Source organism: Arthrobacter antioxidans (assembly GCF_023100725.1).
Classification (GTDB): Bacteria; Actinomycetota; Actinomycetes; order Actinomycetales; family Micrococcaceae; genus Arthrobacter_D; species Arthrobacter_D antioxidans.
Genome location: NZ_CP095501.1, coordinates 1,280,099 through 1,295,124 on the forward strand (window position 1 = coordinate 1,280,099; position 15,026 = coordinate 1,295,124).

17 protein-coding genes are annotated in these 15,026 nt (G+C 69.3%); 11 read left to right on the forward strand and 6 right to left on the reverse strand.

The genetic code is table 11. The features are described from left to right. Window positions 1-19: 19 nt before the first annotated feature. Together MWM45_RS05870 and MWM45_RS05875 are read left to right on the forward strand one after the other, a co-directional pair. Window positions 20-2,275, forward strand: a complete 2,256-nt coding sequence (locus tag MWM45_RS05870; RefSeq protein WP_247829151.1) for a polyribonucleotide nucleotidyltransferase — start codon at window positions 20-22, stop codon at window positions 2,273-2,275. 112 nt (window positions 2,276-2,387) lie between these two features. After that, window positions 2,388-3,758 (forward strand): M16 family metallopeptidase, encoded by a 1,371-nt coding sequence (locus tag MWM45_RS05875; RefSeq protein WP_247828642.1) that lies wholly within the window; start codon window positions 2,388-2,390, stop codon window positions 3,756-3,758. A 24-nt stretch (window positions 3,759-3,782) separates the two neighbouring features. Here the strand turns inward: MWM45_RS05875 and MWM45_RS05880 are convergent, their stop codons facing one another. Continuing rightward, window positions 3,783-4,340, reverse strand: a complete 558-nt coding sequence (locus MWM45_RS05880) for a glycosyl-4,4'-diaponeurosporenoate acyltransferase CrtO family protein (protein ID WP_247828643.1) — start codon at window positions 4,338-4,340, stop codon at window positions 3,783-3,785. 88 nt (window positions 4,341-4,428) lie between these two features. On the opposite strand from MWM45_RS05880, the gene MWM45_RS05885 reads away from it, so the two are divergent. Together MWM45_RS05885 and MWM45_RS05890 are read left to right on the forward strand one after the other, a co-directional pair. Further along, the gene (locus MWM45_RS05885) at window positions 4,429-4,815 is read left to right on the forward strand and encodes a PadR family transcriptional regulator (protein WP_247828644.1); all 387 of its coding nucleotides are present in this window, start codon (window positions 4,429-4,431) and stop codon (window positions 4,813-4,815) included. Further along, on the forward strand, window positions 4,812-5,528 hold the full coding sequence (locus tag MWM45_RS05890) for a hypothetical protein (RefSeq protein WP_247828645.1): 717 nt from the start codon (window positions 4,812-4,814) through the stop codon (window positions 5,526-5,528). Before MWM45_RS05885 ends, MWM45_RS05890 begins: the two co-directional genes overlap by 4 nt. Window positions 5,529-5,544: 16 nt before the next feature. On the opposite strand, the gene MWM45_RS05895 is transcribed toward MWM45_RS05890, so the two are convergent. From MWM45_RS05895 to MWM45_RS05905, 3 genes are all read right to left on the reverse strand, one after another. Beyond that, window positions 5,545-6,984, reverse strand: a complete 1,440-nt coding sequence (locus MWM45_RS05895; RefSeq protein WP_247828646.1) for a DUF6297 family protein — start codon at window positions 6,982-6,984, stop codon at window positions 5,545-5,547. Window positions 6,985-7,105: 121 nt separating this feature from the next. After that, window positions 7,106-7,792, reverse strand: coding sequence for an ABC transporter ATP-binding protein (locus tag MWM45_RS05900; protein WP_336296694.1), 687 nt, complete (start codon window positions 7,790-7,792; stop codon window positions 7,106-7,108). A 32-nt stretch (window positions 7,793-7,824) separates the two neighbouring features. Next, on the reverse strand, window positions 7,825-8,403 hold the full coding sequence (locus tag MWM45_RS05905; protein WP_247828647.1) for a TetR/AcrR family transcriptional regulator: 579 nt from the start codon (window positions 8,401-8,403) through the stop codon (window positions 7,825-7,827). Between the two features lie 51 nt (window positions 8,404-8,454). On the opposite strand from MWM45_RS05905, the gene MWM45_RS05910 reads away from it, so the two are divergent. The 4 genes from MWM45_RS05910 to MWM45_RS05925 all read left to right on the forward strand — a co-directional run bounded on the left by MWM45_RS05910 (window position 8,455) and on the right by MWM45_RS05925 (window position 11,124). After that, on the forward strand, window positions 8,455-9,186 hold the full coding sequence (locus MWM45_RS05910; protein ID WP_247828648.1) for a DUF998 domain-containing protein: 732 nt from the start codon (window positions 8,455-8,457) through the stop codon (window positions 9,184-9,186). Between the two features lie 104 nt (window positions 9,187-9,290). After that, a complete protein-coding gene (locus tag MWM45_RS05915; RefSeq protein ID WP_247828649.1) occupies window positions 9,291-9,998 on the forward strand; it encodes a DsbA family protein in 708 nt (235 codons plus the stop codon). 24 nt (window positions 9,999-10,022) lie between these two features. Further along, window positions 10,023-10,658 carry a vitamin K epoxide reductase family protein gene (locus MWM45_RS05920; protein WP_247828650.1) on the forward strand — a complete coding sequence of 212 codons (636 nt, stop codon included), beginning with the start codon at window positions 10,023-10,025 and terminating at the stop codon, window positions 10,656-10,658. Window positions 10,659-10,833: 175 nt separating this feature from the next. Then, window positions 10,834-11,124 carry a methyltransferase family protein gene (locus tag MWM45_RS05925; protein ID WP_247828651.1) on the forward strand — a complete coding sequence of 97 codons (291 nt, stop codon included), beginning with the start codon at window positions 10,834-10,836 and terminating at the stop codon, window positions 11,122-11,124. Window positions 11,125-11,204: 80 nt separating this feature from the next. Here the strand turns inward: MWM45_RS05925 and MWM45_RS05930 are convergent, their stop codons facing one another. Continuing rightward, a complete protein-coding gene (locus MWM45_RS05930) occupies window positions 11,205-11,441 on the reverse strand; it encodes a hypothetical protein (RefSeq protein ID WP_247828652.1) in 237 nt (78 codons plus the stop codon). 113 nt (window positions 11,442-11,554) lie between these two features. Next, window positions 11,555-12,019, reverse strand: coding sequence for a Fur family transcriptional regulator (locus MWM45_RS05935; RefSeq protein WP_247828653.1), 465 nt, complete (start codon window positions 12,017-12,019; stop codon window positions 11,555-11,557). Window positions 12,020-12,092: 73 nt separating this feature from the next. On the opposite strand from MWM45_RS05935, the gene MWM45_RS05940 reads away from it, so the two are divergent. The 3 genes from MWM45_RS05940 (at window position 12,093) to MWM45_RS05950 (ending at window position 15,001) form a co-directional block, all read left to right on the forward strand. After that, on the forward strand, window positions 12,093-13,754 hold the full coding sequence (locus tag MWM45_RS05940; protein WP_247828654.1) for a catalase: 1,662 nt from the start codon (window positions 12,093-12,095) through the stop codon (window positions 13,752-13,754). Between the two features lie 364 nt (window positions 13,755-14,118). Next, a complete protein-coding gene (locus tag MWM45_RS05945) occupies window positions 14,119-14,553 on the forward strand; it encodes a DUF7793 family protein (RefSeq protein WP_247828655.1) in 435 nt (144 codons plus the stop codon). 61 nt (window positions 14,554-14,614) lie between these two features. Further along, window positions 14,615-15,001, forward strand: coding sequence for a DUF7793 family protein (locus tag MWM45_RS05950; protein ID WP_247828656.1), 387 nt, complete (start codon window positions 14,615-14,617; stop codon window positions 14,999-15,001). Window positions 15,002-15,026: the final 25 nt, after the last annotated feature.

Sequence of the window (15,026 nt, forward strand, 5' to 3'; positions counted from 1 at the left end):
GGAAACGGAGGTGACTCTCTTGGAGGGTCCCGAAATTCAGTTCGCCGAAGCAGTGATCGACAACGGTCGCTTCGGAACACGCACCGTCCGGTTCGAGACCGGGCGCGTCGCCCAGCAGGCCGCCGGCTCCGCCATGGTCTACATCGACGAGGACACCGCGCTGCTCTCGGCCACCACGGCCGGCAAGCACCCGCGCGAAGGCTTCGACTTCTTCCCGCTGACCGTCGACGTCGAAGAGCGCATGTACGCCGCGGGCCGCATCCCGGGCTCGTTCTTCCGCCGCGAAGGCCGCCCCTCGACGGAGGCCATCCTGGCCTGCCGCCTCATGGACCGCCCGCTGCGCCCCGCCTTCGTCAAGGGACTGCGCAACGAGGTCCAGGTCGTCGTGACCATCCTCGCGATCAACCCCGACGTCCGCTACGACGTCGTGGCCATCAACGCGGCGTCCATGTCCACGCAGCTCTCCGGCCTGCCCTTCTCGGGACCAATCGGTGGCGTCCGCGTCGCCCTCGTCTCCGACGGCAGCGGCCAGGACCAGTGGATCGCCTTCCCGAAGCACTCCGAGCTCGAGAACTCCGTCTTCGACATGGTGGTCGCCGGACGCATCGCCGGTGACGACGTCGCCATCATGATGGTCGAGGCCGAGGCCACCGACAACTCGTGGACCCTCATCAAGGAGAACGGCGCGACCGCTCCCACCGAGGAGATCGTCGCCGACGGCCTCGAAGCCGCCAAGCCGTTCATCCGCGCCCTGTGCGAGGCGCAGGCCGACCTCGCCTCCCGCGCCGCGAAGCCCACCGTCGAGTTCCCCGTGTTCCTCGACTACCAGGACGACGTCTACGCCGCCGTCGAGTCCGCCGGAGCCGAGAAGCTCGGGCAGGTCTTCCAGATCGGCGACAAGCAGGAGCGCGAGAGCGCGTCCGACGCCCTCAAGTCCGAACTCATGGACGCCCTCGGCGCCCAGTTCGAGGGACGCGAGAAGGAGCTCTCCGCAGCGTTCCGTTCGCTGACCAAGGCCGTCGTCCGCCAGCGCATCCTCAAGGACCAGGTCCGCATCGACGGCCGCGGGCTGAGCGACATCCGGAAGCTCACCGCCGAGGTCGAGGTCCTGCCGCGCGTGCACGGCTCCGCGATCTTCGAGCGCGGCGAGACCCAGATCCTGGGCGTCACCACGCTGAACATGCTCAAGATGGAGCAGCAGATCGACTCGCTGTCGCCCGTCACGCGCAAGCGCTACATGCACAACTACAACTTCCCGCCCTACTCCACCGGTGAGACCGGCCGCGTCGGTTCGCCGAAGCGCCGCGAGATCGGCCATGGAGCACTGGCAGAGCGCGCCCTCGTGCCCGTCCTGCCGACCCGCGAGGAGTTCCCGTACGCGATCCGCCAGGTCTCCGAGGCGCTGAGCTCCAACGGCTCGACGTCGATGGGCTCGGTCTGCGCCTCCACGCTGTCGCTGCTCAACGCCGGTGTTCCCCTCCGCGCGCCGGTTGCCGGCATCGCGATGGGCCTCGTGTCCGACGTCGTCGACGGCCAGACCCGCTACGCGGCACTGACGGACATCCTCGGCGCCGAGGACGCCTTCGGCGACATGGACTTCAAGGTCGCCGGAACGTCCGAGTTCGTCACGGCCATCCAGCTGGACACGAAGCTCGACGGCATCCCCGCCTCGGTGCTCGCCGCCGCCCTGAAGCAGGCCCGCGAAGCGCGCCTGCACATCCTGGGCGTGCTGCAGGCCGCGATCGACACCCCGGACGAGCTCTCCGAGTTCGCACCCCGGATCATCTCGGTGAAGATCCCCGTGGACAAGATCGGCGAGGTCATCGGCCCCAAGGGGAAGATGATCAACCAGATCCAGGAGGACACCGGAGCGGACATCTCGATCGAGGACGACGGCACCGTGCTGATCGGCGCGACGAACGGCGAGTCGGCGGAAGCCGCCCGCGCCGCCGTCAACGCCATCGCCAACCCGCAGGTCCCCGAGATCGGTGAGCGCTACCTGGGCACGGTCGTCAAGACCACGACCTTCGGCGCCTTCGTCTCGCTGACCCCCGGCAAGGACGGCCTGCTCCACATCTCCGAGCTGCGCAAGCTCGCCGGTGGGAAGCGCGTCGACAACGTCGACGAGGTCGTGTCCGTGGGCCAGAAGGTCCAGGTCGAGATCACCAAGGTCGACGACCGCGGAAAGCTCTCGCTCTCGCCCGTCGTCGCGGAGGACCTCTCCGAGGAGGACGCCGGCATCGAGCTGCCCGAGGCCACCGAGGGCGACGACTGACCTGTTGCCCCGCTCTCCCTGAGCACCGTACGGCCCCGGCGTTCCGATCGATTCGATCGGCGCCGGGGCCGTCTGCCGTTTCCCGCCCAGTCGACAGACCAGAAAGTCCAGGATGTCCCTGTCCTCCGTAGTGTCCCTGCCCCTGCTGCCCACCCCCCACACCGGGGAGGGCGCCGCCGATCCCACGTTCGTGGCCGGTGATCCCGGCGGCAACGTGGTGCGGCGCAGCGTGCTGCCCGGCGGCGTGCGCGTGCTCACCGAGGCGATGCCGGGCCAGCGGTCGGCGACGATCGGCTTCTGGGTGGGCGTCGGGTCGCGCGACGAGGCCGACGGCCAGCACGGCTCCACCCACTTCCTCGAGCACCTGCTGTTCAAGGGGACCGCGCGGCGCAGCGCCATGGACATCGCGTCGGCCTTCGACGAGGTGGGCGGGGAGTCCAATGCCGCCACCGCGAAGGAGAACACCTGCTACTACGCGCGGGTCCTCGACTCGGACCTGCCGATGGCCATCGACGTCATCGCGGACATGGTCACCTCCGCCGTGCTGGACCCCGAGGAGCTCGAGCAGGAGCGCGACGTGATCCTCGAGGAGATCGCGATGGACAGCGACGATCCCGCGGACGTCGCGCACGAGCGGTTCGTCGAGCTGGTGCTGGGGGAGCACCCGCTCGGCCGGCCGATCGGTGGGACGCCCGAGGCGATCCGCGCGGTGCCGCGCGAGTCCGTCCTCGCCCACTACCGCCGCTACTACACGCCCGCCGAGCTCGTCGTCACCGCCGCGGGCGGGCTGGAGCACGACGTCGTCTGCCGCCTCGTGCAGGAAGCGCTCGAGACCGCCGGCTGGACCCTCGACGAGGGCGCCCTGCCCGTCCCGCGCCGCCGGACCACCGAGGTCCCGGTCCGGGGGGAGACGGGCGTGCACGTGATCCGGCGCGCCGTCGAGCAGTCGAACATCCTCATCGGGTGCCCCTCCCTCACGGCGACCGACGAGCGCAGGTTCGCGATGAGTGTCCTGAACGCCGTCCTGGGTGGCGGCATGTCCTCGCGGCTGTTCCAGGAGATCCGCGAGAAGCGGGGGCTCGTCTACTCCACCTACTCGTTCTCGGCCGCCTACGCGGATGCGGGCTATTTCGGCATGTACGCCGGGTGCTCGCCGGCCAAGACCGCCCAGGTCATCGACCTGCTCGGCGCCGAGCTGGACCGGCTCGCCGCCGACGGCATCGACGCCGAGGAGCTCCGGAAGGCGGTCGGGCAGCTCTCGGGTGGCCTGGTCATGGCCCTCGAGGACAGCAGCTCCCGCATGTCGCGGCTCGGCCGATCCGAGCTCGTCTCGGGGGAATTCGTCGACATGGACACCTCGCTCGACCGCATCCGGTCCGTCACCGCCGCGGACGTGCAGGCGCTGGCCCGGGAACTCGCTGCCGCGCCGCGCACCACCGTCGTCGTCGGGCCCTTCGACTCGGAAGCCGACCTCGCCGGGTAGCTGCCGGCCCCGTCGGCGTACGGATCACCGCACCTCGGGCATGATGCTCCCCTTCCGGGATGTGCGGTCGACGATCATGGCGCGCACGATGCGCTGGATCATGACCGGGTAGCCGCGCAGGAGGAACCCGATCAGCAGGATCTGGGCTGCGCCCTGGGTGCGGGTCGTGGCCGCGGCACCGGCGGCCAGCACCGCGGTCGCCACGCCGCCGAGAAGATGGGCGGTCTCCGACTGCTCGGTTCCCCTCAGGAAGCGCGCCAGTCCCGAGGTCCCGCTCTCCGACCGGCGCATCCGTCCGACGACGTGGTTCCAGCCCACGACGTCGAGGGCCCGGCGGACCATCCCGGCGCCCAGCAGTGCGTAGACCAGTGGTTCCACAGGCCTGACCCGGTAGCGGGACCGGCCGGCGTCGACCACCGCGGGTCCCGCAAGCAGGGCCATGACGAGGAACGCACCCTGCACCACGACGGCGAAGACGATGTGGTCGGGCCCGATGGCGGACCAGCCGAACACCGCGAGACCGACGCCGATCGCGAGACCCGCAGCCGCTGAGCCGGCGTGTCGGCCACGCGTGGTCCCCATGCGTTCCAGTCTGCCGACGACCAGCACCGTCAGCAAGCCGACACCCGAGGCCCTTTACAGGCTAACTACTTAGATAGACAATCTAGTCATGGACGTCTCGAGTTCCGACCCGCGGACCACGGGGAGCGTGGACTGGCCGAGTGACTGGCTGCGTGCCACGCTGGGCCTCCTGGCCCTCCGTGCGCTGTCCGCCGGACCCTCCTACGGATACGCGATCATCAGTGAACTCGAGCGTCACGGTTTCGGCGCCATCAAGGGCGGGACCCTGTACCCGCTCCTGTCCCGCTATGAGGCCGCCGGCCTGGTGACCACGGAATGGCGTGCCGGCGACGGCGGTCCCGGCCGCAAGTACTTCGCACTGACGGACCAGGGACGCGCCGAACTGACCCGCCTGTGTGCCGATTGGCGGCGCTTCGCCGACACCAGTACCGGTTATCTCGACCCCGAGCGGCCCACGAAGGAGACTCCCGCATGATGCAGACGACCAGCGACAAGAAGTGGTTCGACCAGCTCGTCATGGAGCTCCGCCTGCGCCAGGTGCACGGGAGCGCCATCGGTGACACCGTCGCGAGCGCCCGGGAACTCCTCGGCGACACCGGCCAGCAGGCCGAGGAGGCGTTCGGCCCGGCCCGGGACTACGCAGCCGCGCTCGACCTCCCGGCCGCACCGGAACACGACTGGATCCGCAGGGCACTGTGGCCGTCGCTCCTGGGGCTCCTGGCCTTCCTGCTCTTCAACCAGGCCGTGGTGTCCTGGACCCGGTCGGAGCTGCTGCTGGTGTCCCCGGCGCAGGCAGCCCTCCTCGCCACGCCGGTCGTGCTCGTCGCCTGCCTGCCGCTCTATCTCGACGCCGTGGTCCGGCGCATCTGGGTCGGCATGGCCATCGCCGCTGCCTGTGCTGCCTCGGGCCTCCTCTCGGCGGTCGTGACCCCCACGGACCAGGCCGAGGCCTGGCTGGCCACGGACCCGCTGCCCTGGCTGGTCGGCAGCGCCCTGGTCATGGTGGCCCTGTCGATCATGAACACCGTCAGGTCGTCCCGCCCGGGGAACGACGACGACATCACCGATCCGCTCTCCGGGGCGGTGGACAGCGCCGGGACGGGTGCGCGGTTCCTGGTGCAGGTGACCCACTGGCTGTTCCCCCTGCTCGCCCTGGCCATGCTCGGCCTCGCGCTGGCCCTCCGCTAGGTCGGCAGGGGATCCTTCACCGGGACGGTGGGGTCGATGCCTGCACGGTGAGGGCGATGGAGGTGGCGACGAGTTGGGCGAGGACCAGCCAGGGATGGACGGTTCCCAGATAGAGGGCGACGAGGACCGGGATCATGGCCAGGGCGGTCGTGTCCGTCCCGCGGAGGAGCGACGATGCCTGATCGCGGGGGACGGCCCCGAAGGGGGTCTCCACGGGAGGTGTGGTCCAGTCGGTCGCCGGGCGGGCCGCCGCACGGACGGCGCCCGCGCCCATCCCGAGACCGGCGATCGCCCCGAGCAGGACGAGGGACACGGGGGCCGAGGAGACGGCCACGAACGCTGCGGTCAGGACACTCATCCATACCGCGAGACCCACTGCGGGCATGAGCATCCGGCTGCACCGGACGAGCACCGGGCTGAGGGGCAGAAGCAGGTCGAGTTCGGTGATGACGGCTGTTCGTCGGGCGACCGTCCCGGTGCCTGCTGCGGTGGCGCATCCGGCGACGAGGATCACCCCGAGCTGGACCGGAACGGGGAGGGCCGGTGTGCTGAGGGAGGCGGCGAGGCACAGCCCCAGCCACACCAGGGGACCGACGGGGGCCGGCTGGAGGCGCAGGAACGCGACGACGTCGGCGCGCACCACCGCGGTGACGGCCCACCGGGTGGGCCGGGCGTAGAACCTCGCGCCGCGCCTGCTGGTGCCTGCGCGCGGCCCTCCGGCCAGGGCGCGGCGCAGCTCGTTGACGTCGAGCAGGAAGACGGACGCAGCAGCATGCCCCGTGACGGCTCCGCCGCGCTGCACTTCGGTACCCGGAACGCCCCCGATCCGGGGAAGCACCCAGGCCACAGCGACCCCCGCCGCAGCCAGCGACACCACCAGTGGCCAGACGGCCGGTGCCAGCAGCGGCAGGACTGCCACGGGGAGGAGTCCGACGGCGACCGCTGCACGGTGCGCGGGGGACGAGCCGGGCGTGAGTTGAAGGACGGCCGCAGCGGTGACGGCCAGCAGGGCTCCGGCGCCGAACGTCACCGCCGAGCCCACATGGGCCCACGGGGACCGATCGAGGGCGGTCAGGACGCTGAAGGGGGCGTAGGCCAGCGAAGCCGCGGCCCCGACCAGGACAAGGCGACGGCGGAACGGGGGCAGGACCATGGGGAGACGATCGACCGGCAGCGGCAACCACCAGGCGGCCTGCGCACGGCTCACCGTCACAGGGCCGGCGCGGCGGGCGGTCACCGTGATCCCGACCAGCGCCAGATAGGTCATGGACATCCACAGGAAGTCCGCCGGCAGCAGCTGCCACCGTGCCGCCACCAGGCCCGCCCCGCCGAGGCTCCGGTCCATGAGTTCGTCCCTGAGCGCCACGACGAGTGACCCCGCCATCATCAGCACGCAGCCCACCGCCAGCGCGTTGGAGTACACGTCGACGGAGACGTCACCCGCCGAGGAGCGCACCCTGTTGTACTGCCTGGTCCTGGAGCGCGTGAAGTCGACGACCTCCCGTGCGCGAAGCGCAGTGCCCCCGTCGGGTGGGCTCCGATCGGGGCCGTCACGGCCGGGGATCGTCCCTGTCCGGTCAGGCCCCGGCAATGATCTCCGCTCCCCGCCGTGCTTCGATGTGCTCGACGACCTCGTCGACCAGGATGCACGCCGACGCCGTCCGCACGAGCAGCCGCGGATCGTGCGTGACGAGGACCACTGAGGTGCCCGTCGCGGCGCACTGTCGGAGGCGGTCGCCGAGGGCGTCCCGCATCACCGGATCCAGGCGCTGCTCGGGCTCGTCGAGGATCAGCAGGGAAGCCGGGCGGATGAACGCCGCAGCCAGGAGGAGCCGTCGGCGCTGTCCCGAGGACAGTGCGTCCGGGACGGTCTGCGACCGCTCCGTCAGTCCGAAGAAGTCCAGCTCTGCCTCGACGGCGGCGTCGGGAGCAGCCAGGGCGTGGCCGCGAGCGACCATCAGCAGATGCTCACGGACCGTCAGCGCCGGAAAGAAGGCGTCCTCATCGAACACGGCCGCGACCTGGCGGCGGAACCCTACGGCGTCGGGCACCACCGGCAAGCCCTGCACCCGCACGTCTCCGGCCAGCGGGTCCTGGCGTCCCGCCAGGGTCCGGACGACGGTGGACTTGCCCGCACCGTTGAACCCCACCACCGCCAGGACCTCTCCAGCGGCGACCCGCAGCGAGACCTCGCCGCATACCGGGGCGCCCGCGTACCCCACGACCAGTCGGTCGGCCTCCAGCACATCCCCCATGGCAGCCATCAGGCCAGCCTAGACGGACGGACGCTGATCCTTCATGGCGTCGCGGCATCCGTCGGAGGGGCGAGGCGTCCGAGGAAGGTGCTGATGATGTGATGGGCCCGCTGCGAGGTCATGCGCTCCGTCTCGGTGGCCCGGGCGATCGCGATGCCGTCCAGCAGTGCCATGAGCGTCGCCGCGTCGTCACGCCCCAGCGCCGGATCCACCTCGTGCAGCAGCGCAGTGAGCCCGTCCTCCATGAGGCGCCACGACTCCTGGTGTGCCACGGCCACCGTCTCGCTGGTCGTGGCTTTGGAGGCATACGCCAGCCAGACGATGGAGGCAGAGCGCGATGCGTCGTCGACCCCTCCGAGGATGCGGCATACCGCCGCCAGGTTCGACGCGGGATCGGCTCCGCGGTCCGTCACCGACTCGACCCGCTGGACGAACTCCTCGCTGACCTTGTCCATCGCTGCCATCAGCAGGTCGTCCTTGGTCCGGTGATGATGCTGCACGGCCCCGACGGAAACGCCGGCCGTCGCAGCAACGGTGCGGATCGTCACCTCCTCGATGCCGCGGCTGACGAGGAGGTCCTGCACCGCCTCGAGGATGCGTTCCGCGGCTGAAGGAGTCACCCACCGAGGCTACCCTGCCGGTGCAATACGATCGTATTGTACGCTTGCGCCATGACGCGACTTCGGTGGGGTGCCACCCTGTGGATCCTCGGCCTGTTGACCTTCCCGGCACAGTACGTCGCGGCAGCGCTGTGGCCGCAACGGTACTCGTGGGTGTCGAACCTCATCAGCGACCTCGGCGTGACGGCCTGCGGGACGTTCGACGCCGGTACCCGGGTGGAGCGCTACATCTGCTCCCCGGGGCATCTGCTGGCGAACGGATCGACGATCGCCAATGGTGCAGTCCTGGCCGTCGGCGCCGCCCTTCTGTGGTCCGCCTGGCCGCGACGGCGCACAGGGAGGCTCGCGATGGTGTTCCTTGCGACGGGCGGCGTCCTCGTCATGCTGGTCGGCCTCCTGCCGTGGGATCGCCACCCCGAGGCGCACGACGTCGTCGCCCTCGCGCAGGCGGGCGCCCAGTGGGCGGGCATGGTCGTCCTCGCGTTCGCCCTGAACGGCAGTCCTGCTGCCCGGTGGACGGCGATCCTGACGATCGTCGGCGTGCTGGTCTCCATCATCGGATTCGTGCTCTTCGTCGATGCGCTCAGCGGGGGTCCGTCGCTGGCGCTCGGTGTGGGCATCACCGAGCGCGTTGCCTTCGACACCCTCACCCTGTGGGGTGCTGCCGTGGGGTTCATGCTTCTCGCATCGAGCGTCGGCCCCGGCTCCACCACTGCGTCGCATCACGGCGGCGGGATGCCTGCGGCGGGGGAGTCGTCGGGGTCTTCCGGTGCCCGCCTTTAGTACATGATGCGGTGTACTATTGGGCGTGTACGCAGGAGCAGCGACGGCCGAACCGGCTGGGATGCCTGCGCGACGACGCCGTTCGACGACGAGGAGACACCACCGTGCCGACCCCCGCCCCCGCCCCCAGCGCGACGCCCGACGCAAAGAAGGGCGTGAGCCTGCCGAACCGGATCGCGATCGGTCTGCTCGCGGCCGCCGCCGTCGTCGTCGGTCTGGTGTTCCTCGTCAACACGCTCGGCGAGGACGAGGGCCGGACGGACGGTACGACGACGACCGCTGCCGAGGTTGTCCGGGAGGACAGCCACCGCCTGTCCCAGGCGCCGGACGAGAAGGCCGTGCTGGTCGAGTTCCTCGACTTCGAATGCGAATCCTGCCTGGCCGCGTACCCGGTGGTGGAGGACCTCTCCGAGGAGTACGGGGAGAACCTGACGGTGGTCTCCCGATATTTCCCGCTGCCCGGCCACCCGAACTCCGAGACCGCGGCCGCGGCCGTCGAGGCCGCCGCCCAGCAGGGCCGGTTCAAGGAGATGCACGCGCGCATGTACGAGACGCAGACCGAATGGAGCCACACCGCCGAGGACAGGTCGCCGGTGTTCCGGGGCTACGCGGAGGATCTCGGCCTGGACATGGCGGCCTATGACGCGGCGATCGCCGACCCGGCGACCATGGAGCGTGTGAACGCCGACAAGGACGACGGCATGGCGCTGAATGTCGAAGGGACCCCGACGTTCTTCCTCGAGGGACGCAAGATCCAGCCGGCGACGATCGAGGAGTTCCGCAGCCTCATCGAAACCGCCATCGCCGACTGATCGATCCCACCGGGAAGGAACACCATGGCGCACCCGACGGACGGCCACACCCTCGCCGGATCGGCGCAGGCCGCGGCGTCCCTGCCCGGGTTCGCGCGTCGGGTGCCGTTCGGGGTGATGCTCGTGGTCACGGGTGTCATCGGGTGGGTCGCCGCAGGCATCCTGATCCTCGAGAAGCTCGAGCTCTACCGGAACCCCGACCACGTCACCAGTTGTGACATCAACCCGTGGGTGTCCTGCGGGCAGGTCATGGAGACCTGGCAGGCGGAGCTTCTCGGCTTCCCCAACCCGTTCATCGGGCTCGTGGGTTTCACCGTCACCATCACCACCGGCATGGCCCTGCTCGCCGGGGCCCGGTTCGGCCGCTGGTACTGGGTGGGCCTGCAGGCAGGCGTCACCCTCGGTGCAGTGTTCGCGACCTGGCTGTGGAGCCAGGCCCTGTTCGACATCTACATCCTCTGCCTCTACTGCATGGTGGTGTGGGCCGCGATGGTTCCCCTGTTCATCCTCACCACCGTCCGCAACCTGGTCCACGGCATCATCCCCGCACCCGTCGGCTTCACGCGAAGCCTCGCAGCCTGGGTGGGGCCGGTCGTCGTCCTGACCTGGATCGCCATCGCCGCCTCCGTGTTCTTCCGCTTCCTCCACGTCTTCACCTGAGAATCCCGGAAACCGAAGCGAGGCGGCCCGTGTCCGAGGAAACGGCATCACTGCTCGCCCTGGGCCTCTATGCCACGGGGATCATCACCGCATTCGGCGTGAGGTCCTGGATCCATCGGCGCAGGACCGGTTCCACCGGTTTCCGCGGCACGAGTGGCAGACGATGGTCGGTCGAATGGTGGGGCACACGGACCTCGTCACCACAGGCCTGTTCGCCCTGGTCCGCAATCCGGTGTTCACCGCCATGCTCACCGCCAAGACCGGCATGGCACTCCTGGTGCCCACGCCGGTCGGCGCGGCGGCCCTGGCCTGCCTGGTCCTGGCAGTGGAGATCCAGGTGCGGCGCGTCGAGGAACCCTATCTGAACCTCGCACACCCCCACGCCTATCCCCGCTATGCCGCGACGGTCGGCCGCTTCCTGCCGGGTATCGGCCGATTGCGGGCAGCCGACGCCACGTGGGACTGACCACGTGCCGCAGCATCGCCGACGCCCGCGGCACGAGGGCCTCGATCAGTGGTGGAGCTGTCGTCGGGGCCAGGAGGCCGTCAGCCGGTGTAGGTGTACGAGCCGCCGGACACCGGGCGTCGCACCTCGGTGGTGACGTAGCCGTTGGGGGTGGCGGGTGCGGACCTGTTCGCCGTGACGTAGCTACCGGGTGCACGGAGGGTCTGGGGCATGGTGCGGCTCGTCGTGATGTAGCTTCCCCCGAGCGGGGATGCCGGCACGCTGCCGGCGGAGGCGGGGCGGAGATCGTGGCGGGTACTGGGCGCGATGAGGGTCAAGGTGTCTTCCTTCTCGGTTGATTTCGGGCATGCCGCACCAGGGCGGTGGGGCATGTGCCCGAACGGTGGATCACCGGACCGATGGTCGGTCGGTGACCAGTGGTATTTCTCGGCTACGGGTCGTCGGTGGCCGACGCGGTGGCGCGGCACTGCTCGCACAGGCCGTTGAACGTCACTTCGGCGGCGAAGACGGTGAACCCGGAATCGTCGGACGGCGCGAGGCAGGGTGCTTCCCCGATCACGCAGTCGACGTCCCTGATGGTGCCGCACGCCACGCAGACGAGATGGTGGTGGTTGTCCCCGACCCTGCATTCGAACAGGGCAGGCGAGCCCGGAGGATCGAATCGACGGACGATGCCGGCCCCCGTGAAGGCCGCCAGGATTCCGTACACCGCCTGCGGGGACGTGCCCGACAGTTCGTCCTTCACCCGGTCGAACACGCGTTCGGCGCTCGAGTGCGGGAGATGCTGCAAGGCGCGCAGCACGGCGACCCGGGGTGCCGTCACCTTCAGTCCCGAAGTCCGGATCGTGTGCTTTAGCACATCGATGTCGGTAACGGAAGTAGATGCGATCGGCATACCGACCACTGTACCGTTTGTTTTGAATTACTCAAAACAACCGTTGCCGAGAGTCCACCATGAGGAGCACCGCATGACTGATGTCGCCAGCCAGCCACCCGCCGAAGGGGACGACCGCGCCGTCCTGACCAATCGCCAGGGCCACCAGGTCTATGACAACCAGAACTCCCGGACGGTCGGCGCCCGCGGCCCGGCCACGCTCGAGAACTACCAGTTCCTCGAGAAGATCAGCCACTTCGACCGCGAGCGCATCCCCGAGCGCGTGGTCCATGCCCGCGGCTTCGTGGCGTACGGCGATTTCGAGGCGACCGGGACGTACGGTGACGAGCCCATCGCCACCTACACCCGGGCGAAGCTGTTCTCGGAACCGGGCAAGAAGACAGACGTCGCCATCCGTTTCTCCTCCGTCATCGGCGGCCGTGACTCGTCCGAGGCGGCGAGGGATCCCCGCGGCTTCGCCGTGAAGTTCTACACGGAGGACGGCAACTGGGACCTCGTGGGCAACAACCTCGCGGTGTTCTTCATCCGCGATGCGATCAAGTTCCCCGACGTCATCCATTCCCTGAAGCCGGACCCGATCACGTTCAGGCAGGAACCGGCGCGCATCTTCGACTTCATGTCGCAGACCCCCGAGGCCATGCATATGCTCGTGAACCTCTTCAGCCCGCGCGGCATACCGGCCGACTACCGCCACATGCAGGGATTCGGCGTCAATACCTACAAGTGGGTCAATGCCGACGGCGCCACGCAGCTCGTGAAGTACATCTGGCAGCCGCGCCAGGGTGTGAAGAGCCTGACCGAGGAGGACGCCGCCAACATCCAGGCGACGGACCTCGGCCACGCGTCGAAGGACCTGTACGAGGCGATCGAGCGTGGTGACTACCCGAAGTGGGACCTCTATGTGCAGCTGATGGACGACGGCGACCACCCGGAGCTCGATTTCGACCCGCTCGACGACACGAAGACCTGGCCGGAACAGGACTTCGAGCCGAAACTCATCGGCACCATGACGTTGAACCGGAACGTCACGGATCACCACAACGAGAACGAGCAGCTCTCCTTCGGGACGGGCGTCCTGGTGGACGGCCTGGACTTCTCGGACGACAAGATGCTCGTGGGGCGTACCTTCAGCTACAGCGACGCCCAGCGCTACCGCGTCGGCCCGAACTACCTGCAGCTGCCCGTCAACTCGGCGAAGAACGCCTCGGTCCACACCAACCAGAGTGGGGGACAGATGTCCTTCGGGACCGATCGGGCGCCCGGGCAGAATCCGCACGTCAACTACGAGCCCTCCATCACCGGCGGCCTGCGGGAGGGGCAGTACCCCACGCACGACGACCAAGGCCCCGAGATCCAGGGACGCCTGACGCGCAAGCGCATCCCGCTCACCAACGACTACCTGCAGGCGGGTCAGCGGTACCAGCTGCTGGAGCAGTGGGAGAAGGACGACCTCGTCGGCAACTTCGTCACGCTCATCGGGCAGGCGGCGCGCGCCGTGCAGGAGCGGATGGTCTGGCACTTCTACCTCGTCGACGACGAGCTCGGAGCCCGCGTCGGCGACGGCCTGGGCATCGCGGTCGACGAGATCAAGGATCTGCCTCCCCTCGCCAGCCAGACCCTGTCCGAGGACGAGTTGACGCGTCTGAAGAACCTGGGCAGCAACGGTGCCCGCGACATCGAGGGACTGACCATGACGCACTGCGTGCCCAACGAGCACGTGGTCGTCACCCGCTGAGCGGACGGCGCTGACCGGCTGACGACGAGGACCCGGACAGGCCCTACCCTGCGGAGGGTAGGGCCTGTCGTTCGTCCTTGAAGCTTGAAGTCCCACCCAAGCGGGCTGGAGTCGGTCATGCTCGAGCGACACCCCTACCCGGACAAGGACCCACCACTGCCGCTGTCTCACGGCGTCCCCCAGCCACTGCCACCCGTCGGCGCACGGCTCCGCGTCCCGTAGCCCCCGCTCCCGTGCGGACAAGCTGCGGAAAAGTTGCGGGTGCCCAGCACGTCAGGGGCCCCACCGGTTCATAGGATGAGTAGCTGACGACCACTGTGGCTGGGAGCTGATAGGTATCGACGATCGATATGCCGAGCAGGCGGTGCGGCCGAGCGCGGACCCGGCCCCTGCCTCCGGCTACGGCCGGACGGTCAAGGTGTCCGCGGCCGAGGGCAGGGCGACGCTCAGCCTGCTCCGCCCCGCCCTGCTCCGCCTGACGTGGGCTCCCGAGACCGAGGTCCAGGAAGCGGACGCCAGGGACGTCCTCAAGCAGAGTCTGGAGCTCGTCGGTCATGTCCCGTACGCGATCCTCGTCGACATGCGTCACATCACGATCATCAATGCGGGTGCCCGGGCAGCCTACGGATCCGAGAGGATGGTCCTCGCTGCCGCGATGCTCGGGGTCACGCCCGTGGACCGGGTCATCGCAGCGTCCGTGCAGCAATCGGTGCACGACGTCAGGTTCTTCACCGACGAGCAGGCTGCGCTGGACTGGCTGACCGGTCATCTCCCCGACCCGTCGTCCAGCTTCGGGTAGAAGCGCGGGTGGGCCCGATAGTCTGCGACTGGATGTCGAGCAGTGGGATGGAGAGGCAGCGATGATCGACGACGACTCGCAGGCGGTGGACGAGGCCTTCACGGCGACGATGCGCGACGGGGTCCTATGGGTCGAATGGTTCACCGGGACGAGTGTCGGGGAGGCGGATGCGATCGCCCTCGTCGAGCGGGCCGACGCGATCAGCCGGGGTGTGTGCCCGCCGATGCTGGTGGAACTCAACGGCATGGTGACGCTCAGCCGGACCGCACTCCTCCGGTTCGCCGGGGAGCTGAACATCGCGGCGATGGCGATCGTAGGACCGACCGCCGTCGACAAGGCGCTCGCGGCGTTCTTCGCGGAGGTCCACGATCCGCCGTATCCCACCCGGTACTTCCGGCACCGGGTGCACGCCCTGCCCTGGCTCACGGGCTGCCCCCACGCACCCTGACGGCATCGCGGGTAAGACGGGTCCT

Coding starts and splice junctions, on each gene's coding strand:
- MWM45_RS05875 (WP_247828642.1), top strand. CDS start 2,388: ATGTCCCTGTCCTCCGTAGTGTCCCTGCCCCTGCTGCCCACCCCCCAC.
- MWM45_RS05880 (WP_247828643.1), bottom strand. CDS start 4,340: ATGGGGACCACGCGTGGCCGACACGCCGGCTCAGCGGCTGCGGGTCTC.
- MWM45_RS05885 (WP_247828644.1), top strand. CDS start 4,429: ATGGACGTCTCGAGTTCCGACCCGCGGACCACGGGGAGCGTGGACTGG.
- MWM45_RS05890 (WP_247828645.1), top strand. CDS start 4,812: ATGATGCAGACGACCAGCGACAAGAAGTGGTTCGACCAGCTCGTCATG.
- MWM45_RS05900 (WP_336296694.1), bottom strand. CDS start 7,792: ATGGCTGCCATGGGGGATGTGCTGGAGGCCGACCGACTGGTCGTGGGG.
- MWM45_RS05910 (WP_247828648.1), top strand. CDS start 8,455: ATGACGCGACTTCGGTGGGGTGCCACCCTGTGGATCCTCGGCCTGTTG.
- MWM45_RS05920 (WP_247828650.1), top strand. CDS start 10,023: ATGGCGCACCCGACGGACGGCCACACCCTCGCCGGATCGGCGCAGGCC.
- MWM45_RS05925 (WP_247828651.1), top strand. CDS start 10,834: ATGGTGGGGCACACGGACCTCGTCACCACAGGCCTGTTCGCCCTGGTC.
- MWM45_RS05935 (WP_247828653.1), bottom strand. CDS start 12,019: ATGCCGATCGCATCTACTTCCGTTACCGACATCGATGTGCTAAAGCAC.
- MWM45_RS05940 (WP_247828654.1), top strand. CDS start 12,093: ATGACTGATGTCGCCAGCCAGCCACCCGCCGAAGGGGACGACCGCGCC.
- MWM45_RS05950 (WP_247828656.1), top strand. CDS start 14,615: ATGATCGACGACGACTCGCAGGCGGTGGACGAGGCCTTCACGGCGACG.